This is a genomic window from Streptomyces sp. NPDC003247 (assembly GCF_042888135.1).
Taxonomy (GTDB): Bacteria; Actinomycetota; Actinomycetes; order Streptomycetales; family Streptomycetaceae; genus Streptomyces.
Window position 1 is genome coordinate 32,099 of record NZ_JBIAPF010000003.1, and the last position, 21,973, is coordinate 54,071.

Here is a 21,973-nt window from a genome sequence, read left to right on the forward strand (position 1 = left end):
GCTCGACGGCGCGCCCCGGCCACAGACCTGTAGGACGGCCGCTTCCCACCGGAAGCACCAACAGATAAGCACGAGACTGAAAGCACCGTCAAACAGCTTGACGGATTTGACGCCTGCTGTAAGTTGTTGACGTCCGCTGTCGAGAGGCCCAGGATTCCGCCCATGCCACCCTCATCCGCTCAGGTGACCGCCGCCGAGATCTCCCGCATCGCCGGGGTCACGCGCGCCACGGTCAGCAACTGGCGCCGCCGGCACGAGGACTTTCCCGCGCCGTCCGGTGGCACGGACAGCAGTCCGCTGTACGACCTGGAGTCCGTACGCGCCTGGCTCGCCTCGCGCGGCCACACCTCGGCGTCGAGCCCGTCGGAAGAGCTGCGCACGACGCTGCGCCTGCACGCGCAGGGCGGCGGCACGTCGGATCTGCTGCTCCTCGTCCTCGCGGCGGCGGCCCGCGCGCCGGAGGAGCTGACGGCCGCCACCCGGCTGCCGGACGCGGACCTCGTCGCCCGCGCGCAGCGTGAGGCGTCCGCCGCGGCCGACGTCGTGCCGGGCGCGGACGCCGTCCGTTTCGGGACCGGGGACGCGGCGGTGCTGCGCGCGCTGTACACGTGTGTACGCGACGAGGGCGGGCAGGCCGCGCTGGGCGTGCTCGCGGAGCGGGAGCTGGAGGACAGTGCCGCGTCCGGCGCGTACCGGACGCCCCCGCAGCTGGCGGATCTGCTCGCGGGCCTGGTCCCCGGCTCCCCGGCCCGTGTCCTCGACCCGGCTTGCGGCAGCGGCACCCTCCTGGCGGCCGCCGCCCGCCGGGGCGCCCGCGAGCTGTACGGCCAGGACACGCTTCCGGTGCAGGCCCGGCGCAGTGCCGTGAGCCTGATGCTGACGGCTCCGGAGGCCACGGTGACCGTGCGCGCCGCCGACAGCCTGCGCGCGGACGCCTTCCCCGACCTGCTCGCCGACGCGGTGCTGTGCAACCCGCCGTTCGGCGTCCGCGACTGGGGGCACGACGAGCTCGCGTACGACCCGCGCTGGGCGTACGGCGTCCCGCCCCGCGCCGAGTCGGAACTGGCGTGGGTGCAGCACGCGCTCGCCCACCTGACCTCCGGCGGCTACACGGCCCTGATCCTGCCGCCGGCCACGGCGGGCCGCGCGTCGGGGCGCCGGGTACGGGCGGAGCTCGTCCGCAGCGGGGCCCTGCGCGCGGTGATCGCGCTGCCGGTCGGCGCGTCGGTGCCGTTGCACGTGGGTCTCCAGATCTGGGTGCTGCAACGGCCCGAGCCGGGCGGCCCGGAGCGCAAGTCGGTGCTGTTCGTGGACACGGTCGAGACGCCGACGGCGACTGCCGGACGCGGCGGCGCCGCCCACACCCGGGGCGCCGGACGGTCCGCGTCCCTGGACTGGGCCGGGCTCACGGCGCGGGTCCTCGGCGCGTGGCAGGCGTTCACGGAGAACCCGGACACGTTCGAGGGCGAGCCCGGTGTCGCGCACGCGGTCGGTGTGGTGGACCTGCTGGACGACGTGGTGGACCTGACCCCGGCCCGGCTGGTACGGGCGTCAAGGGCCGAGATCGATCCGGCGGAACTGGCGACGGAGGCCGACGCCGCCCGCCGCGACCTCGTCGAGGCCGCGGAGTCCCTCGCTCGGACGGCCGCCCACGAGAACTGGAACGCCGCGGGAGCCACGGCACGCGAGTGGCGGACGGCGACGGTGGCCGACCTCTCGCGCGGCGGGGCGCTCACCCTGCTGCGAACGGTGCCGGAGGGTGTGCGGGCCCGCGCGGAGGGCGAGGCAGAGGAGACCGGGGGCCGCCCGGTCCTCACCGGCGCGGACATCGCGCGCGGCTCGGGTCCCACGGGCGACCCGGCGGAGCTGCGCAGCGTCGTGGCGCCCCTGGTCGCCGCCGGGGACGTCCTCGTCCGAGCGGTCGCGAGCGGGGCCGGCCCCATGGCCCGGGTCGCGGGCGATGAGGACGCCGGCGCACTGCTCGGCCCTCACGTCCACCTCTTCCGGCCGGACCCGAAGCGCCTGGACGCCTGGTTCCTGGCCGGGTTCATGGGCGCGGAGGACAACATCGCGGGCGCGTCGACGGGCAGCACGGTCCTCACGGTGAACCCGGGCAGGCTGCGCGTGCCCCTGCTGCCGCTGGAGGATCAGCGGCGCTACGGGGAGGCGTTCCGGCACGTGCACGAGCTTCGGGCGGATGCGCGGCGGGCGACGCGGCTGGCGGAGGAGACGGCGCGGTTGCTGGCGGGCGGGCTCACGGGCGGGCAACTGCTGCCGCCACAGGAGACAGCTGAGGTGCGCGGCCGCCGGGACGGCGATTCGTCCCATTAGGCACGCAGGCCCTCACACATAGACCACACTTGTCGGACCGCCCCGGCCTGCCGAATCGGCTCGGGCGGTGGGGTTGGGACATTTCGGAAGGAATCCGGGGATCCAGTTGAACAGCAGTAAGCACACGGAGTTGGCGAACCACGCGTGGTCCGTCGCCGACCTCCTGCGGGGGGACTACAAGCAGTCCGACTACGGCAAGGTCATCCTGCCGTTCACGGTGCTGCGGCGCCTGGAGTGCGTGCTCGAACCGACGCGCGAGAAAGTCGCGGAGATCGCGGCGCAGCACGAGGACAGCGGGATCGACCCGGACCGCTTCCTGCGGCGGGCCTCGGGTCACTCCTTCTACAACAAGTCCGGCCTGACCCTGAAGAAGATCGCGGACGACCCGCAGAACGCGGCGCAGAACCTTCAGGTGTACGTGGGGGCGTTCTCCGACAACGCGCGGGGCGTGCTGGAACGCTTCGAGTTCGCCCAGCAGATCAAGCGGCTGGACAGCGCGGGGCTCCTCTACAAGGTCATCGGTAAGTTCACGGACCTGGACCTGCGTCCCAAGATCGTGCCCAACCACAACATGGGCTACATCTTCGAGGAACTGATCCGCCGCTTCGCGGAGCAGTCCAACGAGACGGCCGGTGAGCACTTCACGCCGCGCGAGGTCATCCAGCTGATGGTGCGGCTGCTCGTCGCCCCGGACGGTGACGCGCTCCAGCTTCCCGGTACGGTGCGCACGGTCCTCGACCCGGCCTGCGGCACGGGCGGCATGCTCTCCGCGATGGACGACCTCATCACCGAGTTCAACGAGGACGCCACGGTGGAGGTGTACGGACAGGAACTCAACCCCGAGTCGTGGGCGATCTGCCGTTCCGACCTCATGATCAAGGGCCAGAACCCGGAGAACATCGCCTTCGGCAACTCCTTCTCCGACGACGGCCACGCACGCAAGACCTTCGACTACATGCTGGCCAACCCGCCGTTCGGCGTGGAGTGGAAGAAGGTCAAGGACGAGGTCGAGCACGAGCACAAGGCGCTGGGCGAGGCCGGCCGCTTCGGTGCGGGGCTGCCGCGCATCAACGACGGCTCGCTGCTGTTCCTCCAGCACATGATCTCGAAGATGAAGCCGGTGGACGTGAACGGCGGGGGCGGCTCGCGCATCGCGATCGTCTTCAACGGCTCGCCGCTCTTCACGGGCGCGGCCGGCTCCGGAGAGTCGGAGATCCGCCGCTGGATTCTGGAGAACGACTGGCTGGAGGGCATCGTCGCCCTGCCGGACCAGCTCTTCTACAACACCGGCATCTCGACGTACTTCTGGATCCTGACGAACCGGAAGAGCCCGGACCACAAGGGCAAGGTCGTGCTGCTGGACGCGCGCGACCAGTGGCAGAAGATGCGCAAGTCGCTCGGCGACAAGCGCAAGGAGCTGGGCAAGGACCACATCGCGACGGTGGTCAAGCTGTACGGCGAGGCCTTGGCAGTGGCAGGGGACGCCAAGCACCCGCTGCACGGCAAGGTGAAGGTCTTCTGGAACGAGGACTTCGGGTACCAGCGGATCACGGTGGAACGGCCGCTCAAGCTGCGGTTCGAGGTCACGGAGGAGACGCTGGCGGCGCTGGAGGCGTCCAAGGTCATCCAGAAGCTGCCGCAGGCTTCGGCCCTGGCGGACGCCTTCAAGTCACTGATGGGCACGAGCTGGGCCACGAAGCAGGAGGCTTGGCTCGCTCTGAAGGACGCGGTGGTGCAGGCCGGTGGGACGTGGCCCACGGGGGCGCCGTTGAACAAGGCACTGCGTGAGGTGGTCGGGGTGCGGGACCCGGAGGGCGAGGTCCAGCTCGTCAAGGGGCAGCCCGAGCCGGACGCGGAGCTGCGGGACTACGAGAACGTGCAGCTGGGTGAGGACGTCGAGGAGTACCTGGAGCGGGAGGTTCACCCTCACGTGCCGGATGCGTGGATCGACCACAGCAAGACGAAGATCGGGTACGAGATCCCGTTCACGCGGCACTTCTATGTGTACGAGCCGCCTCGACCGCTCGCAGAGATCGACGCAGAGTTGAAGGCACTGGAGGCAGAGATCCAGGGGCTGCTGCGGGAGGTTACGGAATGAAGAGCGGAACTTGGCGCACCGTTCCACTCTGGTCACTCGCCTCCGAAACTCGTGTATCCGTCGAGCCCTATGAGCTCGGCGATCGGGTGGCGCATTACAGCATCCCAGCCGTTGACGCGACTGGAACTGCCCAAGTCGAGGCAACCGACTCCATCAAGTCTGCAAAGCTCCGACTGCACGGTGGAGAGGTGCTGGTCAGTAAGCTCAACCCGCGAAAGAGTAGGGTTGTAATTGTCGCAGAGTCAACGCTGCCGATCGTCTCCTCCACCGAATTTGTTGGACTGACTCCGGGCCGTGACCTCGAACTTCGTTTTCTTGCATATTTTCTCCAGTCTGAATCAACACGCCAGACATTGGACTCACAGGTTCAATCTGTAACCCGCAGCCACCAAAGGGTGGCACCGGAAGACATTACTCACCTACTCATGGCGTTGCCGTCCCTGCATGAGCAGCGCCGCGTCGCGGACTTCCTCGATGCCGAGACCGCACACATCGAGCTACTCTCCGAGTTGCGCATGAAACAGCAGGCGATGCTGCGGGAACGCCATGAGGCAGAATACTTCAGCGTAATTTCCGCCATTGATGCCCCTTGGACACAGTTGCGCCGACTGGACGCAAGGGTAACAACCGGACCGTTCGGTACACAATTCAGCGCCTCGGACTACAAGCCTCACGGAATTCCGATGATCAATACGGCTCACATTCGAGACGGGATTATCACCCCTGATCCACACCATGCGGTTTCCCGGGAAACGGCAAACAGACTTTCTCGACATCGCCTCAAAACAGGCGACATCGTAATTGCGAGAAAACGTCACCTAGGACGGTCCGCGCTAGTTCAAGAATATCAGGAAGGCTGGATCTGCGGGAGCGACAGCATCACCCTCACGATTCCCTCCACACGCGTGATTCCGGAATTTACTGCTTGCCTTCTTCGATCCATGCATATTCGCTCTCAGCTACTCAAGAACTCGCTCGCCGCAACAATCCCAAATCTCAACGAGGAGAATTTGCTCAGTTTGCAAATCCCCTATGCTCCTCTTAGCGATCAGCGGAAGGTCGTTACTCATCTAGAGCAGATCGATGCAAGCATGGCCAACTTGAGCGGGGCCATGAATCGCCAAATGGCCCTCTTGGCGGAACGCCGACAAGTGCTCATCACCGCCGCCGTAACCGGACAATTCGACGTGACCACCGCTAGCGGCCGTAACGTAGCCGAAGGAGTCACCGTATGAGCCCCGTGCAGTACGAGTCCTCCTTCGGGACCGCCATCGTCGCCGCCCTCTGCGAGCGAGGCTGGCGGGAGGCGAACCCGCAGGACTACCGCCCCGACCTCGGACTCGACACCAAGGAGCTGTTCGACTTCATCCGCGCCACGCAGCGCGACGAGTGGAACGAACTCCTCACCGTCTACGGCGGCAACCCGAACGAAGCGCAGCGTGGTTTCGCCCAGCGGCTCGACCGGGCCATCGCCGATGACGGACTGCTCCACGTCCTCCGCAACGGCGTCAAGGACCGAGGCGTCCGTCTACGTGTCGCCTCCTTCAAGCCCAACCTCATCTCCGCCGACTCCGTCCTCGACGGCTACCGGGCCAACCGCCTGACCGTCGTCCGGGAACTGCGGTACGCCACCAAGCAGGCCGACTGGGGCCACGAGCTCGACCTCACCCTGTTTCTCAACGGCATCCCGGTCGCCACGGCCGAGTTGAAGAACCCGCTCACCGGGCAGGGCGTCGAGCAGGCCAAGGAGCAGTACCGGACGGACCGCGACCCGACCGAGCTGATCTTCACGCGACGCGTCCTGGCGAACTTCGCCGTCGACCCGGACCTGGTCTTCGTCGCCACCCAACTGCGCGGTAAGGCAACCCGGTTCCTCCCCTTTAACACCGGCTCGAACGGCCCCGGCCAGCCCGGCGGAGCCGGGAACCCGGAGCCGACGGCCCACGGCACCTACGCCACCTCGTACCTTTGGGAACAGGTCTGGCAGCGGGACAACTGGCTCGACCTCCTCCAGCGATTCGTGCATCAGCAGAAGCACAAGACGCCCGGCGGCGGCACGACGAAGTCGACGATCTTCCCCCGCTTCCACCAGTGGGACGTGGTCCGCAAGCTCACCGCGCACGCGTCCGTCCACGGCGCCGGCCAGAACTACCTCGTCATGGCCTCCGCCGGCTCCGGCAAGTCGAACACCATCGGCTGGCTGGCCCACCGCCTCAGCGACCTGCACGCCCGCCGCGATCCGCACGTTCTCAACCCCGATGCCCTCGCCGACGGCCGCCTCAAGCCCGGCGAGCCGGTCTTCGACAAGGTCATCGTCATCACGGACCGCCGCGCGCTGGACGCACAGCTCTCGGCGACCGTCGGCAGCTTCTCCCAGACGGACGGCCTGGTCGTGAAGGTCGACGAGAAGCACGGCGCGAAGAGCGAGCAGCTCGCCCGGGCCCTCTCCCGGGACACCGGGAAGATCGTCACCGTCACCCTGCACTCGTTCCCGGCCCTGCTGGACTACATCAAGCGCAACCCCACCGAGATCAAGGGCACCCGCTTCGCGATCATCGTGGACGAGGCGCACTCCTCTCAGTCCGGCGACGCCGCCACCGCCGTGAAGTCGGCCCTGCGCGACCTCGGCCTGGACGCCGACTCGGACGACGAGGGCGCGACCACGCTCACCGTGGACGACAAGCTGAAGGCGAAGGCGGTGGAACGCTCCCGCGCCGCCAACCTCTCCTACTTCGCCTTCACGGCCACGCCCAAGTCCAAGACGCTCGAACTCTTCGGCACGGAAGGCGTGGAGAACGGCAAGCCCGTCTACCGCCCCTTCCACACCTACTCCATGCGCCAGGCCATCGAGGAGGGCTTCATCCTCGACCCCCTGCGCAACTACGTCACGTACAACACCTACTGGAAGCTGGCGAACCTCAACCACGACGAGAAGGAGGTCGACCCCTCCAAGGCGAACAGCCTGCTCGCCCGGTTCGCGCTCATGCACGAGCACACGGTGTCCCAGCACGCCCAGGTGATCGTCGAGCACTTCGTCCGCCACACCCGCGGCCGGCTCGGCGGACGCGCCAAGGCCATGGTGGTCACGGCTTCCCGTCACTCCGCCGTCCAGATGGCGCGGGCCATCCGGAGTTACATCGCCGACGTCGAGTACGACACCAAGTACCCGGACCTCGGCGTCCTGGTCGCCTTCTCCGGCTCCCTCACCATCGACGGCGAGGAGACCACCGAGAGCAAGGAGAACGGCGGTCTCTCGGAGAGCGCACTGCCCAAGGCCTTCGGCTACACCCGCGCCGACGACAAGGCCGCGAAGGCCGGCGGCAAGGGCCAGCAGGAGTACCGGATCCTGGTCGTCGCCGAGAAGTACCAGACCGGCTTCGATCAACCGTTGCTGACGACGATGTACGTCAACAAGACGCTCACCGGCATCGCCGCCGTACAGACCCTGTCCCGCCTCAACCGCACCGCGGAACGCAAGTCCCAAGCCGACCTCGCTGTCCTGGACTTCGTCAACGAGGCCGAGGACATCCAGGACGCCTTCCGCCCGTACTTCGAGGAGGCGCACACCCTGCCCTCCGATCCGAACCTGCTCTACACGGCCCAGAGCCGCGTCATGTCCGCCCCGGTCATCTCCGAGCAGGACATGGACGAGTTCGTCGCCGCGTACCTGGCGGCGCAGGAGAAGGCGGCCGGCTCCCAGTCCAAGTGGGAGAAGCTGCACGCCGAGCTGTACCGGCTCCTGTCCCCCGCCGTCACCCGCTTCACCGCCCTCCTGGAGAGCGAGGAGGAGGACGACGTCGAGGCCGCCGAGGAGTTCCGGGCCAACCTCAACGACTACGTCCGTAAGTACGGCTTCCTCGCGCAGATCGTCCCGTACCAGGACGCCGAGCTGGAGCGCCTGTATCTCTACGGGCGCTACCTGCTCAACCGGCTCCCCCGTCTCGCCGACGGCGGAGTCGACATAGGCGAGGTGGATCTCAGTCACCTGCGGGTGGAGAAGACCGGCGAGCACGACGTCTCCCTCAACCCCGAGGGCGCGGCCGAGCTCACGGGCTTCGGCGACGGGGTCGGCGGTGCCAAGGACGCCGAGAAGTCACTGCTGTCCGAGCTGATCGAGAGGTTCAACGCCAAGTTCGGCACGGAGTTCAGCGAAGAGGATGTCCTCCCCGCGTTCAACGCCACCAAGGAGGACCCGAAGGTCCGGGCAGCCGCCCTCGTCAACGACGAGGAGAACTTCGGCATCGTCTGGGACAAGAAGTTCGAGGAGAACATGATGGATCACGTATCCACCATCGACACCCTCGGCAAGCGGTACTTCGGCGCCGATCGGGACTTCAAGTCCAACCTCGACCGCAGCGCCCGCCGGGCCGCCTGGCGGATGATCCGCCGGGAGGAGGGGCTGGAGGACTTCTGACGACGCCGGCGGGGCCCGGTGCAAGTCGCGCACCGGGCCCCGCCGATCGTACGTCCGCCGGTTCAGCGTCCGGCGGCCATCTCCACGAACCCGGCCCAAGCCTCGGCCCCGATGGCCAGCCGGTCTCCTTCCGGTCGCTTGGAGTCCCGGACGAGGATGGCCCCCGGAACGGCAGCGACTTCCAGACACTCGCCGCCGCCACCAGTGCTGTAGCTGCTCTTGCGCCAGGCGGCTTCTGGCACGGCGTGCGCTATGCGAACGCTCATGACTCTCCCAACAGTTGCTCGATGAAGGCGGATGACTCGCTCGGCGTCAGGGCCTGTGATCGGAGGATGCCATACCTGGCCTCCAACTCACGCACCTTGGTCGCCTCGGTGTACAGCCGACTGTCGTCCTGTACCTCCGCGTACGCGATGCGCTGGCCCCTGTCCGTGTCGATCAGCGTGAACGGACCACCCAACGCAGCGTTGTCCTCGCGATCGGTCGGCATGACCTGCACCTCGACATGCCTCAACTGAGCTGTCAGCAGAACCTGTTCCAGCGTCTCCCGCATCACCTTCCGGCCGCCCAACGGTCTCCGCAGCACCGCCTCTTCGATCACGAAACTCATCAGCGGCGCGGGCCGCCGACTGAACACTTGCTGCCGAGCCAGGCGAGCGTCAAGGCGCTGCTCGATGACCTCGTCGGGCAGCAAGGGGCGCTGCATCTGGAAAACGGCCCGCGCGTAGTCCTCCGTCTGCAACAGGCCGGGCACCGCGAAGACCGCGTACAGGTTCAGCGCCGTAGCTTTGGCTTCCAAGCGAGCCGCGTCGCGGAAGTAGGCCGGATACTGAGCCCTCCCCACCTCCTCCTTGAGCGCCGTCAGCACACCCCCGGCCCCCAACACCTCATCCGCCCTCTCGATGAACCGGGCCTGCGGAATCCGCCGCCCCTGCTCGATGGACGCCACCGTGTCCGCCGAGTACCCGAGCCTCCTGCCGAACTCCGCCCGCTCCAGCCCCGCCCGCGTCCGCAGCAACTTCAACTGCCGCCCGAACGCGGTCACGACACCCGACCCCGGATCGTCCTCCGGCCGCCGCTGCTGCCGCTGCCCCGCTTCTTCGTCCCGTACGGTCACCGTCTTGCCGCCTCTCCCCTGCGTACCGCCAGGTACAGCGCCCGCGCACGCGCCGTACGAAGGATCAACGTCAGCGCGTCACCACTGGTCACGCTACGCCACGAGACGCCACCGTGAGTGCATGACCGCAACACAACCACCCCCCACCACCCACCGGTTCACGATGCGCTTCAGCTCCACCCCACGCGGCGCCCGCCTGGCCCGACGGCTGTGCGGGCACCGGCTCGACGCCTGGGGCGTCCGGTACGGCAGTGACGCGCACGACGCCGTCACCCTCATCGCCGCGGAGCTGTGCGCGAACGCCGTACGGCACGGGCACGTGGCCGGCCGGGACTTCCACGTCCTCCTCACCGCCGACCCGGCCACCGGCACCGTACGGATCGAAGTCGGCGACACCCGCGGTGAACGCCTCCCCCGCATCCCCTCCGCCGCACCGGAGCACGGCGCTCCCGGAGACAGCGGCCGCGGGCTGCTGCTCGTCGAGGCGCTCGCCGACCGCTGGGGCTGCACCGCACGCACCGAGGGCGGTCCGGGCAAGACCGTCTGGGCGGAGTACGCCGCTCCCGGCCTGACCTGACGCCACGGGCCTCCCGCGAGCTGTCTGGACGCGCCGAACCCCCACCAGCGACACTGATCCCCGAGCACATCGAAGACCACTTCGGACACTCGACGGGGGCGGGGGCCAGGTGCCGGACGTACGGCGGATCGCGGGACGCTACGAACTGCTGGAGCAGTTCGGCCACGGTGGCATGGGGGACGTGTGGCGGGGTTACGACGCCGTCTTGGACAGGCCGGTCGCCGTGAAACTGATCCGGCCCCAGGCGGTGACGTCGCCTCACCTGGCGGAGGAGTTCGCGAAGCGGTTCCGGCGCGAGGCGCGGATCACCGCGCGGATCCAGCACCCGGGCGTGCCGCAGGTGTACGACGCGGTGCTCGACGAGTCGTACGAGCATCTGTACCTGGTGATGGAGCTGGTCGACGGCGTGCCGCTGAGCGCGTACGTGCACCCGGACCGACCGCTCCCCGTCAGCTGGGCGGTGGCCGTGGCGGCGCAGGTCGCGACCGTGCTGTCGTACGCGCACGACGTGCCCGTGGTGCACCGCGACCTGAAACCGGGCAACATCCTCGTCGCGCGGGACGGCACCGTGAAGGTGCTCGACTTCGGCATCGCGGCCATCCTGCAGACGGACGTCACCAGGCTGACCGCGACGGGCAGCCCCATCGGGACGCACCAGTACATGGCGCCGGAGCAGGTGCGCGGCGGGCGGGTCACGCCACGCACCGACCTGTACGCGCTGGGGTGCGTCCTGCACGAGTTGCTGTGCGGACGGCTGCTGTTCAGCGGTGACGGCGAGTTCCACCTGATGATGCAGCACGTCAACGCGGCACCGACGCCCCTGCGGCAGCTGCGGGCCGATATACCGGAGGAGCTGGAGGAGCTCGTCCTGCACCTGCTCCGCAAGGCGCCCGAGGCGCGTCCGGCGGACGTGCAGGAGGTGTACGAGCGGCTGCGGCCCTTCCTGCCGGCGCCGGGCGAGGAGGCCGTACCGGAGGGGGCGGGGCCAGCCGGGGCACCCGATCCGACCGGTGTCTTCCGCCGCCCCTACGCGCCGCGCTCGCGTGTCGGTGCCGCGGGCGCACGGCCCGCCGCACCCACCCCCGGGGCAGCGGCGCCGCCCGTCGTTCCCGAGGCCGAGCGGGAGGCGTTGCGGGAACAGATCCGCGAGGTCCACGAGCACTACCGGGCGTTGATGGAGGAGGAGCGGTACGCGCAGGCGGCCGAGGTGGTGGACGAGGTGATCGAGCCGGCCGCGCGCGCCCTGGGTTCGGAGAACAAGGCGGTCCTCCGACTGCGCATGTTCCGAGCGGTCAGCCGTCAGCTGGGCGGTGACCACCGTGCCGCACTGCCCGAGTTCGAGGCGCTCGCCGACGCGTACGGACGCGTCAGCGGCCCGAGCAGCGAGGACGCCCGGGAGAGCCGTGCCCAGGCGGCTCGCTGCCGCGGTGAACTCGGCCAGGTCACCGAGGCGCTCGCCGGCCTGCACAGCGTCCTCGACGTCGTCAGCTCCGTCGACGGCGACGTGAGCGAGGAGGCCGTCGAACTGCGCCGCGACATCGGCATGCTGTTGCTCGCGCAGGGGCGGGCGGCGGACGCGTTCGACGTCCTGGACCCGCTGCACGCCGATCTGTGCGTGGTGTGGGGGCCAGACGACGAACTCACGGCCGAGGTGGCCGAGACGCTGGCGGTGATCCGTCTGGATCTCGACGGCGGCCCTGCCGGTTCGCGCACCTGACCTGGCTCTTCCTCTCCGCCGCACCCCGCCCGGCCCTTAGGATCCCTTCATGCCGCAGCTCGCCTTCGACATCGGTTTCTTCGCCGAACTCCCCAAGCTCCAGCCGCCGGTCAGGAAGGGCGTCCTGGAGGCCTGGGAGAAGTTCCACCGGCTCACCCTCGATCAGCTCTTCAAGGATCCGGGGCTGAAGCTGGAGAGTCTGACGAACGCGCAGGACAAGCAGATCCGGACGATCCGCATCGGACAGTTCTGGCGCGGTGTGGTCCTCGCCCCGGCCTCCGGGGACACGTTCCTCCTGCTGCGGGTCATGCCGCACGACAAGGCCATCGCCTGGGCGAAGAAGCAGAAGGCCAGCATCAACGAGGTGACGCGGGCAGTCGAGATCCGGGACGCGGCGACCCTGGACGAGATCACGCCGGCGTACGAGCAGGTGGCGCGGGCCTCGCCGAAGGAGCGGTTGTTCGCGAAGTTCTCCGACGGCGACCTGACCGCCCTCGGCATCGACGCCGAGACGCTGCGGCAGGCCCGGTCGCTCGTCGACAAGGAGCAGCTCGAGGTCTTCGCGCCGCTGCTGCCGCAGGACCAGCGGGAGGTGTTGCAGTACCTCGCGGAGGGCTGCACGGTCGAGGAGGTCTGGCAGGACATCGTCGCGCCGGCCCTTCAGGCGTCGTCGCAGCCCGTGGACACCCAGGACTACGACACGGCGATCCGGCACAGCCTGGCCCGCATCGCGCTGGTCACGGCGTCCGAGGAGCTGCGGGAGATCCTGGAGAAGCCCTTCGCGGCCTGGCGGGTCTTCCTGCACCCCTCGCAGCGGAAGGTGGCCTACCGGGCGTCCTACTCCGGGCCCGCCCAGGTCACCGGCGGGCCGGGCACCGGCAAGACCGTCGTCGCGCTGCACCGGGTCAAGCATCTGCTCGGGCACCTGCGCGACGGGGACCGCATCCTCCTCACGACGTACACGAACGCACTCGTCAACGCTCTCCGCTCCGGTCTGGAGTCCCTGGTGGAGGATCCGGAGCTGCGCGGACGCGTGGACATCTCCACGGTGGACGGCTTCGCCAGCCGTGTCGTCGCGGAGGCACCGGGCGCGGTGACGTTGCGGCCGCTGATGAACAACGAGGAGGAGAGCCGCTGGGGCAAGGCCGCGAAGGCCACGGGCTTCACCGGCAGCCCGCAGTTCCTCGCCCAGGAGTACCGGCACGTCATCCTGGCCCAGGGCATCAGGAACCTGGCCGAGTACGAGGCGGCGGACCGGCGCGGCCGCGGAAGCCGGCTGACGGCGGCACAACGGCCCCTGGTGTGGGAGACGGTCGAGCGATTCAAAACCGCCCTGGCCGAGGACGGGGCCCGCACCTGGCTGCAGACATGCGCGGAGGCGGCCCGGCTGCTGGAGGAGAAGGGGCCGCCGTACCGGCACGTCGTGGTGGACGAGGCGCAGGACCTGCATCCGGCGCAGTGGCGTCTGCTGCGCGCGGCCGTACCCGCCCGCCCGGACGACCTGTTCATCGCGGGTGACCCGCACCAGCGCATCTATGACGCGAAGGTGTCGCTGAAGTCGCTCGGCATCAAGGTGACCGGGCGGTCGGTGAAGCTGCGCAAGAACTACCGCAGCACCCAGGAGATCCTGCGCTGGTCCACGGCCCTGCTCGTCGGACGCCCCATCGCCCAGCTCGAGGACGAGGGCCGCGACGACACGCTGCTCGGGTACCGCTCCGCGCTCCACGGTGACGGGCCCACCGTGCACACGGCGGCGACCGAGGAAGCCGAACTCGACGCGCTCGTCGCTCGGATACGGGCGTGGCTGGAGGCAGGCGTCGGCGCCGGGGAGATAGGGGTCAGCACCCGCTTCAACAAGACGTGTGCGAAGACGGTGGCGCACCTCAAGGCCGCCGGCCTCCCCGCCGTACCGCTGCGGACAGCCGATCCCGCGAAGGACGCTGAAGCCGTCCGGGTCGGAACCATGCACTCCTTCAAGGGGCTGGAGTTCCGCTGCGTCGCCGTGGTCGGCGTCAACGAGGACGCACTGCCGTTCGCGAAGGCCGTCACGCCCGCCGACGTGGATGCGCAGCAGCACGAGACGGACATGATGTCCGAACGCTGCCTGCTGTTCGTCGCCTGCACGAGGGCCCGCGACGGACTGTACGTCTCCTGGTCCGGCAAGCCCAGCCCGTTCCTCGTGGAGGCGGGTGTGTGAGGTCGGAGCACCGCGTGCACGGCCACGGGCAGACGGCCGTGGCCGTCCGCGAGTGGCAGGCAGTGGTCATCGGTGTGTGATGTCGGCAGGAGGGCAGCTCATGAGGGCTCAGGGGTCAGCGCTGCAAGGGGCGAAGATACTCGAACGCACCCCGGACCGCTTCGGCTGGACGCTGCTGCGCCTCGCCGCACCCATCTCCTTCGTCTGCGGGATCTGTCACCGGACGACGGTGGCCGCCGAGGTCGCCGTCGGGACCGTGGACATGGGCACCACCGTGGTGTACTGCTCGGATTGCCGCAGCCGACAGACCGCCGGTGATACGGACGCCTCCGAAGCACGCGCCACCGCGCCAGTCGTCGTCTCCGTGCCCCAGGGCATCCCAAGCGAGGACGAGCCTGCCGCCGACCCCGGTCGGACAGTGGTGATCCGGCAGCCGGACCCTGGTGAGCCGCACGACGTGATCGAGACGAAGTCACAGATCCAGTGGACGTTCGTGCTCCGGAGCCGCCATCTCGACGACGGCCTGTGTCCGATGCCCTCGCGAGCCGCGGGGCGCGTGCGAAGAGCGAAGGTGGTGCAGCTCCACGACGGCCGCGCGTTCCCGACGGTGCTGCTGGCTTCTCTGCACAAGAAGACCGCCAAGGAGCATGTCCGCGGTGTTCGATGGCCGCGGACGCAGATCATGCCGGGCACACGGGTCACGGCCACGTTGAGCAACGGACAACTGAGGCTCTGTCTACGCCCCTTGCCACGTCCGGTCCTGATCGCGAGGAGGAGGTTCCTTTTCGAGTACGACCCTCGGGTCGTCGTCCGTGACCTCCCCGCGAGTCAGGCGCGGTCCCGGACCGGTGACGTCACCTCGCTCGACGGGTTGGTGCAGGAGACGGTTCGCAAGCTCGGCTACCTCGACGAGCACGGCCGCGCGCTCCTGCCGTTGGACAACCTGATCAGCAACGTCCGCAGGCTTCACGGCTCCGGACAGCACATGAGCGATGCCGTCCGGGCAGCCGTGAACAGACTCATGGGCAGTAAGCGGCTCACCTGGGAAACAGGCAGCTACGGGTCGAGCGGCATCCTCAACTTCCCAGCTCGGCCGGGCGAGAAGAGAATCAGACTCGTCTGCTATAGGCCCTTCGCGCTGCCCAAGCACGAGAACGGGCCCCAGCGGGTGGTGCATCTGCCCAGCGCCTCCTCGCGGCATGGAGTGGCCGGGCACCTGATGAGGATCGACCACTTGGGCAAGCAGGCCAGTGACACGGCGCAGACCGCGTACTCGGAGGCACACCGCAGGGCCGGCCTGGCCGGGTCCCACAAACTCCCGGAAGGCCACACCTACGTCAGGCCCCACCAGCGTGGCGGCAAGTAGCCGGAGGCGCAGTACGAGGTTGTACGACCATCCGTTGCGATGCGGATCGACACGTGTCCCGGTCGCGGCCTTCTCCTCGTCACTCGCCCTCACCGACGATCGGGGCGTCACCGACCGCCGCTCCGGCCCCGCAAGTCCGTGTGGGCGGTGGTGGGCACCGCGTCGAGTGATCCGCCGGGCGCCCCTCGGTGAGCATCCGGCGGATCGCCCTGCCCTCGGTCACGGTGCGGAACAGGGCGAAGAACCACCAACGCGTCGAGGTATCGGGCACACCCGCACCACTGACCAAGTGAATGCGAGCACGCCTACGCCTACGCGGGCAGCGCAGGGAACACGACCACCGAGCCGTCCTTGTCGCGGGCGATCTCGATCGCCACGTCCGTCGCGCGGCTGTCGGCCATGACACCGTCGCCAAGCCTGTGGATCCGGTTCGCCGCGCGCATCAGGCGATCGACTTCACCGGTCGTGAAGACGGGCCGCAGACCTTGCGGGCGTGCCAGCTCCAGCGCCGACAGGCGTCCCAGGACAGTGGCGATGTCCGACTCCAGTTTGTCGAGGCGCTGCTGGTCGGCCTTGAGTGCGCGCACGAAGTTCTCGAACAGGTTGCCGGCGTCGGTCTGGGCATGCTCGACCGCCTGCAGAACGATGACCCGCCGCTTCAGCGCGATGGCCAAGGCGGCGAGTTGGAGGTGGGTGCGGAACGTGCCGCCGTCCTCGTCGACGCCGGGGAACGCCTTGGTCAGCGTGCCGATCTCGACGGCCTTGCCGTCGGGCAGCTTGTCGAGTGCGCTCTGCCATTGGGCGAGGCGGCGGTCGGCGGCGGCCAGCGCCTTGCTGATGGCATGCACTGCCGAGTCCAGCCCCAGTGAGACACCGATCTTGCCCTGGTCGAGCAGGATGGCGGTGGCTTTGTCGATGGCGTCGCGGCAGCCGTCGAGTTCACTGCGCTCGTCGTCGAGCTTCTCGTCGTGCAGTTGCTCCAGCAGTTCCGTGATGTGTTCGATGGCCTGCTGGCGCTTGTGGTCGGCGTGCGCGCTCACCCCCACCGCCACGGCCATGAGCACGAGCGGCGCGGCCACGGTGAGCGCCGCGCTGCCGGCGGCCGCGACGCCGGCTGTCGCACCGGCTCCACCGACCGCGCCCGCTGTTGCCGCTCTGCCGACCGGCACGAACGCCGCGCCGGCGGCGATGCGGCCCGTCGGTTGCACGAATGCACCGCGGATGCCACCGGCCACCCCCTTCGCCGCCATCGGGCGAACGACGCCCTGCGCGAACTGGGCGGCGACCTTCGCCGGAACCACCATGCGGTACAGGCCTTCGCCTGCGGCGGTCGCCGTGGCCGCCGCGGAGGAACTTCCCGCCGATTGCGTGATGAGCTGCGACAGGTGCTGAGCCAGGGGGCTCACGGCGTCGAGCGGGATACCTCGGCCGCGGTCGAACTCGTCGGGCAACGGATGTACTTCAAGTGTGGCGATGGGCTCGTCGGCCAGGGCCGCCAGCACACTGCGCAGTTCAACCAGGCGCTCAGCCGTCATCGGCTCGTCTCCGGCCAGTGCGGGCACCCGGACGTCGCCGGTCGCCAGCGTCCACACCGGAACGATTGCCTTGCGGTCGTCAGTCATCGTCTCCCCTTGTTCTCCGACGACAGCCTACGGCTGACGTCCGACAGGCCTCCCGTGCCGTCGAGGCAGACGTTCGACGCCTCACCCCTCCGGATCGGCCCCCGCACGTGTCGGTGCGCGGAGTGCCTGGCCCGCTGTCCCGCTACCGGATGCTCTGCAAGAGATTGCCGGTGGCGGTGACCGTCCAGAACGACCATCCGTTGCGGTTCGGATTGACGTGCGGATTGAGGGCGTGCACCATGCCCACCGCCGCCCCGCTCGGAGTCTCGTACTCGCCGCGGCCGGGACCGGAGGGGATCGTCACGGTGCGGGACGAAGGGTCGTAGTAGGCGGTGATGCGACGGCCTTCGTAGACCGCGTGAATCTCGACGCCCAGTTCCGTGCGCAGTTCTCGCACGCCGTCGCCGACCAGTGTGGGCGCGGCCGGACCCTCCGCGAGCAGTTCCTCGTCAGCGGGCAGCTCCTCGGTGTCGCGGTGGCCCGTCCGACCGTCGTAGGCCGGGAGTCCCAGCAGATCATTGAGGACGTTGGCCAGCAGGCGCCTACGTGCGGCCAGGAAGTCGGGGAAGCGGTCCATGGACCGCAGCTCCGGGTCATCTGGAATCCACTGCTCGGCCAAGCGCTCCGGAGCGATGCCCGACATGTAGTCTTCGGGCAGCCTCGACGAGATCATCTTGTTGGTCTGGCCGGTGACGAAGGCAAGGTTGGCGAGGCTGTTCCACTCCTCCTTCGCGTACGTCCCCTGGACCCGGGCGCGGGGGAACACGTGGTGGAATTCGATCTTGGCGCCGCTGTTCATCGGCTGGTCGCTGATGGCGATGTTGGTCGCCCAGTCCCGCGCCGTGCCACGCAGCGCAGCGATGTAGAGCAGTTTGAAGAAGGGATGTGTGGAGTACTTCTGCTCCAGGTCCCTCGGGTGGAGAGCACTGTCCAGGGATCGGGTACCGGAGGCCCTGCGGATGAGTTCCGCGAACAGATCCTCTCCCGCACGGGACTTGATCAGTCTGGCCTCCGCGTCGAGCTTGCCCTCGACCTGCAAGGAGTAGTGGCTGAAGGCCATCGCCGTGTACACCCAGCGGCGCAGTAGCTGGGTCTCTCCCGGCCGCAGCTTGCCGTCCCGGTGGTGGAGCAGCAGAGCGGGCACGATGGTGACGTTCGGCGACGAGAGGATCTCGGACCGGGGGATGGAGCACTCGCCCTTCAGGAAGTCGATGGCGAAGCGCAGAGCCCTCTCGGTGGCCTGCCAGGCCTCCTTCAGTGCGGCCTCGTCCACGTCCGCCCCGATGAGCTTGATGTGATGGGCGCCGGTTCCCGCGAGGAGGCTCATGAGGCGCAGGACGGCTTCCCTGTTCAGAGCGAAGTTGCTGTCCTGCAGTTCCTGGTGGAAGGAGTCCATGGTGTCCAGGCCGTCGGACCAGCGGGCCGCGATGGCGCTGTACACGAGATCGCCCTTCGACAGCCGTCGGCCGCCCTTGTTCAGCCGGGCGAAGAGCTCGGCGACCTCCTCGTAGTCATCGGACTCGTAGGTGATCACGGCGATCTGGTGCTGCCGGATGTTGTTCACCTTCTGCAACCGCTGAATCCACGAGTCGAAGTTCGGGTCGTCGATCGACACTCCCGCCTTGCGCAGAACCTGGTAGAACTGCACGTTCTCCTGCAGCAGCGTCGACACCGGGATCAGCAGCAGGTCCTTCCGCTGCACAGCGCTCGGGTTGACGAACTCCTCGGTGCGCACGTCGAAGCGCAGGTCGATGAGCCGGCCGTCGGCCTTCGACTCCGGACGGTACACCCAGGCGAGGGAGGTCAACCGCTGCTGCCCGTCCAGCAGATAGAGGGGTTGGTGCGCCGACTTCGCGGCTTGGACGACGGCAGCCGTCTTGAAGGGGACGGTGAGACCGGTCTTCCACAGCAGGAGGGCGCCGACCGGGTAACCCCGGTACAGGGAGTCGAAGAGATCACGGACATCGGGCCTCATCCAGACGAAATCTCGTTGGATGGAAGGAATGACGACCCTGCCCTGCAGCAGGTCCTCGACCTGAGAAATGATCTTTTCGTTTGCCAGCCCCATGCCGCCCCCATCGCGCGAGTGATCTACCGCACACACGATAGTCATGGGGCGAACGGGGCGGGCCCACCCTGCACACATCCGCCTCCCTGGCCTCTGCCGCAACGGCGATGTCAGGACGATGGCGTTCACGGGTCAGACGCAAGAGGCAACCCGCCCCCAGAAGACAATGAAAGCGTTGGTTAACTCCCTTGCGCAGGAGAGGAGTCGTATACACTCACGGGGCACGGTCGGGCGGCGCAGCCACCCTGTCCGACCGGCCAGGCGGGAGGCCCGCATGCCCCCCGACGTACGATCCACGGCAACACGCAGCGAGGTCACCGCAGATGAACGACGCGTCGTCCCCCTCCTTCCAGCTCCTCCCCGGAGCCCCCGACTCCCCCGTGATCCTCCACGTCCCGCACTCCTCGCGGGCGATACCGGCGACGGTGCGGCAGGGCATCGTGCTCGACGACGTGGCGCTGGAGCGGGAGTTGGACCACATCACCGACTCGCACACCGCGGAGATCGCGGCGGTCGCCGCCGCCCGTTGCTCCGTCGCGCCCTGGCGGTTCGTCAACCGGTTTTCCCGGCTGGTCGTCGACCCCGAGCGGTTCCCGGACGAGCGGGAGGAGATGCTGTCGGTCGGCATGGGTGCGGTGTACACGCGGACCACGCACAAGGAGGAGTTGCGTCCGGCGGGTTTCGACGGGCGGGCGCTCGTCGGGGAGTACTTCGAGCCGTACGCCGCCGCCATGACCGACGCGGTCGCCGAGCGGCTGGCGGCCGTGGGGCGGGCGGTGGTCGTCGACGTGCACTCGTACCCGACCGAGCGCCTGCCGTACGAACTGCACGGTGACGGTCCCCGTCCGCCGATCTGCCTGGGCAGCGACGGCTTCCACACCCCGGCGGAGCTGTTGTCCCGCGCCGAGCGGGCGTTCGCCGGCTTCGGCGGCACGGGGGTCGACAGCCCCTTCGCCGGGGCTTACGTACCGTTGGAGTACTACGGCAAGGATCCCCGGGTCGGCGCCCTGATGATCGAGATCCGGCGCGACGTCTACATGACCGAGCCGGGCGGCCCGGCCGACGGACCCGGGCTGGGCGCGCTCGCCGGTGCGCTCGCGGAGCTGGTGGACGCCATCGGCTCGGTGTGACGGGCCCCGGCCGGTACGCGGTGTCGCGGCCGGCCGGCCTCGATCGTCATGTTCCGGGAGACCCCGCGCGTCCCCGCACCACCCCCGCGCCCTTTTGCCACGGGCCCGCTCCCGCCACACTGGTGCCGCTCGGCACCGGTTCCCGCCCGTACCCGGGTGGGAGGGGCGTGACTGGGGGGAGTGAGTGCCGTCGTGGCAGCAGAGGATCCGTCCGACGAGGAGGTGCGTGCCGCGATCGGCGCGTACCTGGCGCGCTCCGGCCGGGGGAAGCGCCCCGCCCCGGACCTGGAGGATCTCCTCCTCACCCGCTTGCACCTGCTCGAAGGCACGGTCACCCGTCACATCGAGTACCGCACCGAGGAGACGCGGCACCTGCCCGGCGCCGTCTCCCTCTCGGAGCGGCCGACCTACGACGTGCTGCGGGACTACAAGCTCAGCTCCCGCGAGTCACCCCTCGACCGGCCGCTCGACCTGGTCAGACGCGGCTCGGTGCACCTCAGGTCCTGCGACTGCGGCAACGGCCGGCGGCAGTGCGCCGACTGCGCGGGCATGACGTACCGGCCCTGTGAGCCCGCGCAGGTGTGCGTCGTCTGCCAGGGCGTCACCGCGTGCACGCAGTACCTCAAGCACGGCGGCCTGCCCAGCACCCCGCCCCGGCCTCCGAAGCAGGGCAGCGCCGACCGCCCCGACGAACGGGTGACCTGCGAGGGGTGCCACACGCCCGACAGCGCGTGCCCCGGCTGCCGGGGCTGGGGGAAGGTCAGGTGCCCGGAGTGCGAGACGACCGGGCGCATCCCCTGCGCGCCGTGCGGGCGCACCGGCACCACCGAGTGCACCACCTGCAAGGGGCACGGGAGTCTGACGTCCTGGACGGCGGGACGGATCGAGTGGACCCGGCGGTCCGACGTCGTGCCTCCGCCCGTCCCACGGCCCCGGCGGATCGGGGCGGACCTGGACGCGGGCGGCTGGCGGGAGGATCTCCTCGGCCTGGACGACCCTCTTCCCGGCGACCTCTCCCCCGACCACCGCACGGCCGTCGAGCCGTACCTGCGGCGCCGCAAGGACGAGAAGGAACGGCAGGTCGTCCTCCGGCGTCTGACGGTCGTCAAAGCCAGCTCTCCCGGCTCCCGCCACCTGGAGTTCTACATCTTCCGGGGCATCGACGGACGTCTGAGAACCGTGCGGCGGCTGTCGGACGAGGGCAGGTGGAAGGTCTCGCTGATCACGGCGGCCGTCGTCGCCCTCGTGGTCCTCGTCCTGGTCCTGGTCCGGTGACCGGACGCGAGCAGGACCGGTGGGGAGGTCGGGCCTCCCCACCGGTCACTGCGCCGCGATC

General features: G+C 69.0%; 14 protein-coding genes. 10 read left to right on the forward strand and 4 right to left on the reverse strand.

Going from position 1 to position 21,973, the window contains the following annotated elements; genetic code table 11:
* The first annotated feature begins 162 nt into the window (after positions 1 to 162).
* From ACFYWQ_RS09700 to ACFYWQ_RS09715, 4 genes are all read left to right on the forward strand, one after another.
* Positions 163 to 2,331, forward strand: coding sequence for an N-6 DNA methylase (locus ACFYWQ_RS09700; RefSeq protein ID WP_389514510.1), 2,169 nt, complete (start codon positions 163 to 165; stop codon positions 2,329 to 2,331).
* A gap of 106 nt (positions 2,332 to 2,437) precedes the next feature.
* The gene (locus ACFYWQ_RS09705; protein ID WP_389514512.1) at positions 2,438 to 4,429 is read left to right on the forward strand and encodes an N-6 DNA methylase; all 1,992 of its coding nucleotides are present in this window, start codon (positions 2,438 to 2,440) and stop codon (positions 4,427 to 4,429) included.
* A complete protein-coding gene (locus ACFYWQ_RS09710; RefSeq protein WP_389514514.1) occupies positions 4,426 to 5,664 on the forward strand; it encodes a restriction endonuclease subunit S in 1,239 nt (412 codons plus the stop codon). The genes ACFYWQ_RS09705 and ACFYWQ_RS09710 overlap by 4 nt, the downstream gene beginning before the upstream one ends.
* Positions 5,661 to 8,843, forward strand: a complete 3,183-nt coding sequence (locus ACFYWQ_RS09715) for a type I restriction endonuclease subunit R (RefSeq protein WP_389514515.1) — start codon at positions 5,661 to 5,663, stop codon at positions 8,841 to 8,843. The genes ACFYWQ_RS09710 and ACFYWQ_RS09715 overlap by 4 nt, the downstream gene beginning before the upstream one ends.
* Before the next feature lie 62 nt (positions 8,844 to 8,905).
* On the opposite strand, the gene ACFYWQ_RS09720 is transcribed toward ACFYWQ_RS09715, so the two are convergent.
* Both ACFYWQ_RS09720 and ACFYWQ_RS09725 read right to left on the reverse strand, forming a co-directional pair.
* Entirely contained in the window at positions 8,906 to 9,109 is a 204-nt protein-coding gene (locus ACFYWQ_RS09720; protein WP_389514517.1) for a DUF397 domain-containing protein, read from the reverse strand.
* Positions 9,106 to 9,960 carry a helix-turn-helix domain-containing protein gene (locus ACFYWQ_RS09725; RefSeq protein WP_389514518.1) on the reverse strand — a complete coding sequence of 285 codons (855 nt, stop codon included), beginning with the start codon at positions 9,958 to 9,960 and terminating at the stop codon, positions 9,106 to 9,108. Before ACFYWQ_RS09725 ends, ACFYWQ_RS09720 begins: the two co-directional genes overlap by 4 nt.
* A 121-nt stretch (positions 9,961 to 10,081) precedes the next feature.
* Between ACFYWQ_RS09725 and ACFYWQ_RS09730 the strand changes: the two genes are divergently transcribed.
* From ACFYWQ_RS09730 to ACFYWQ_RS09745, 4 genes are all read left to right on the forward strand, one after another.
* Positions 10,082 to 10,537 (forward strand): ATP-binding protein, encoded by a 456-nt coding sequence (locus ACFYWQ_RS09730; protein WP_389514520.1) that lies wholly within the window; start codon positions 10,082 to 10,084, stop codon positions 10,535 to 10,537.
* Between the two features lie 109 nt (positions 10,538 to 10,646).
* Positions 10,647 to 12,254, forward strand: coding sequence for a protein kinase (locus ACFYWQ_RS09735; RefSeq protein WP_389514522.1), 1,608 nt, complete (start codon positions 10,647 to 10,649; stop codon positions 12,252 to 12,254).
* Positions 12,255 to 12,303: 49 nt separating this feature from the next.
* On the forward strand, positions 12,304 to 14,451 hold the full coding sequence (locus ACFYWQ_RS09740) for a UvrD-helicase domain-containing protein (protein WP_389514524.1): 2,148 nt from the start codon (positions 12,304 to 12,306) through the stop codon (positions 14,449 to 14,451).
* Positions 14,452 to 14,551: 100 nt separating this feature from the next.
* Positions 14,552 to 15,817 (forward strand): hypothetical protein, encoded by a 1,266-nt coding sequence (locus ACFYWQ_RS09745; protein WP_389514526.1) that lies wholly within the window; start codon positions 14,552 to 14,554, stop codon positions 15,815 to 15,817.
* A gap of 311 nt (positions 15,818 to 16,128) precedes the next feature.
* Here ACFYWQ_RS09745 and ACFYWQ_RS09750 read toward each other — a convergent pair whose 3' ends face one another.
* The gene (locus tag ACFYWQ_RS09750) at positions 16,129 to 17,439 is read right to left on the reverse strand and encodes a hypothetical protein (protein WP_389514528.1); all 1,311 of its coding nucleotides are present in this window, start codon (positions 17,437 to 17,439) and stop codon (positions 16,129 to 16,131) included.
* 142 nt (positions 17,440 to 17,581) lie between these two features.
* Positions 17,582 to 19,552, reverse strand: a complete 1,971-nt coding sequence (locus ACFYWQ_RS09755; protein ID WP_389514530.1) for a DUF262 domain-containing protein — start codon at positions 19,550 to 19,552, stop codon at positions 17,582 to 17,584.
* Positions 19,553 to 19,830: 278 nt separating this feature from the next.
* Here ACFYWQ_RS09755 and ACFYWQ_RS09760 point away from each other — a divergent pair, with 278 nt between their 5' ends.
* The gene (locus tag ACFYWQ_RS09760; RefSeq protein WP_389514532.1) at positions 19,831 to 20,637 is read left to right on the forward strand and encodes an N-formylglutamate amidohydrolase; all 807 of its coding nucleotides are present in this window, start codon (positions 19,831 to 19,833) and stop codon (positions 20,635 to 20,637) included.
* Between the two features lie 192 nt (positions 20,638 to 20,829).
* On the forward strand, positions 20,830 to 21,912 hold the full coding sequence (locus ACFYWQ_RS09765; RefSeq protein WP_389514534.1) for a hypothetical protein: 1,083 nt from the start codon (positions 20,830 to 20,832) through the stop codon (positions 21,910 to 21,912).
* Positions 21,913 to 21,973: the final 61 nt, after the last annotated feature.

What these genes read in the sequence shown, in the direction of transcription:
- ACFYWQ_RS09755 (WP_389514530.1), bottom strand. Translation starts at nt 19,552, where the DNA reads ATGACTATCGTGTGTGCGGTAGATCACTCGCGCGATGGGGGCGGCATG.
- ACFYWQ_RS09730 (WP_389514520.1), top strand. Translation starts at nt 10,082, where the DNA reads ATGACCGCAACACAACCACCCCCCACCACCCACCGGTTCACGATGCGC.
- ACFYWQ_RS09745 (WP_389514526.1), top strand. Translation starts at nt 14,552, where the DNA reads ATGAGGGCTCAGGGGTCAGCGCTGCAAGGGGCGAAGATACTCGAACGC.
- ACFYWQ_RS09750 (WP_389514528.1), bottom strand. Translation starts at nt 17,439, where the DNA reads ATGACTGACGACCGCAAGGCAATCGTTCCGGTGTGGACGCTGGCGACC.
- ACFYWQ_RS09710 (WP_389514514.1), top strand. Translation starts at nt 4,426, where the DNA reads ATGAAGAGCGGAACTTGGCGCACCGTTCCACTCTGGTCACTCGCCTCC.
- ACFYWQ_RS09760 (WP_389514532.1), top strand. Translation starts at nt 19,831, where the DNA reads ATGAACGACGCGTCGTCCCCCTCCTTCCAGCTCCTCCCCGGAGCCCCC.
- ACFYWQ_RS09720 (WP_389514517.1), bottom strand. Translation starts at nt 9,109, where the DNA reads ATGAGCGTTCGCATAGCGCACGCCGTGCCAGAAGCCGCCTGGCGCAAG.
- ACFYWQ_RS09740 (WP_389514524.1), top strand. Translation starts at nt 12,304, where the DNA reads ATGCCGCAGCTCGCCTTCGACATCGGTTTCTTCGCCGAACTCCCCAAG.
- ACFYWQ_RS09715 (WP_389514515.1), top strand. Translation starts at nt 5,661, where the DNA reads ATGAGCCCCGTGCAGTACGAGTCCTCCTTCGGGACCGCCATCGTCGCC.
- ACFYWQ_RS09700 (WP_389514510.1), top strand. Translation starts at nt 163, where the DNA reads ATGCCACCCTCATCCGCTCAGGTGACCGCCGCCGAGATCTCCCGCATC.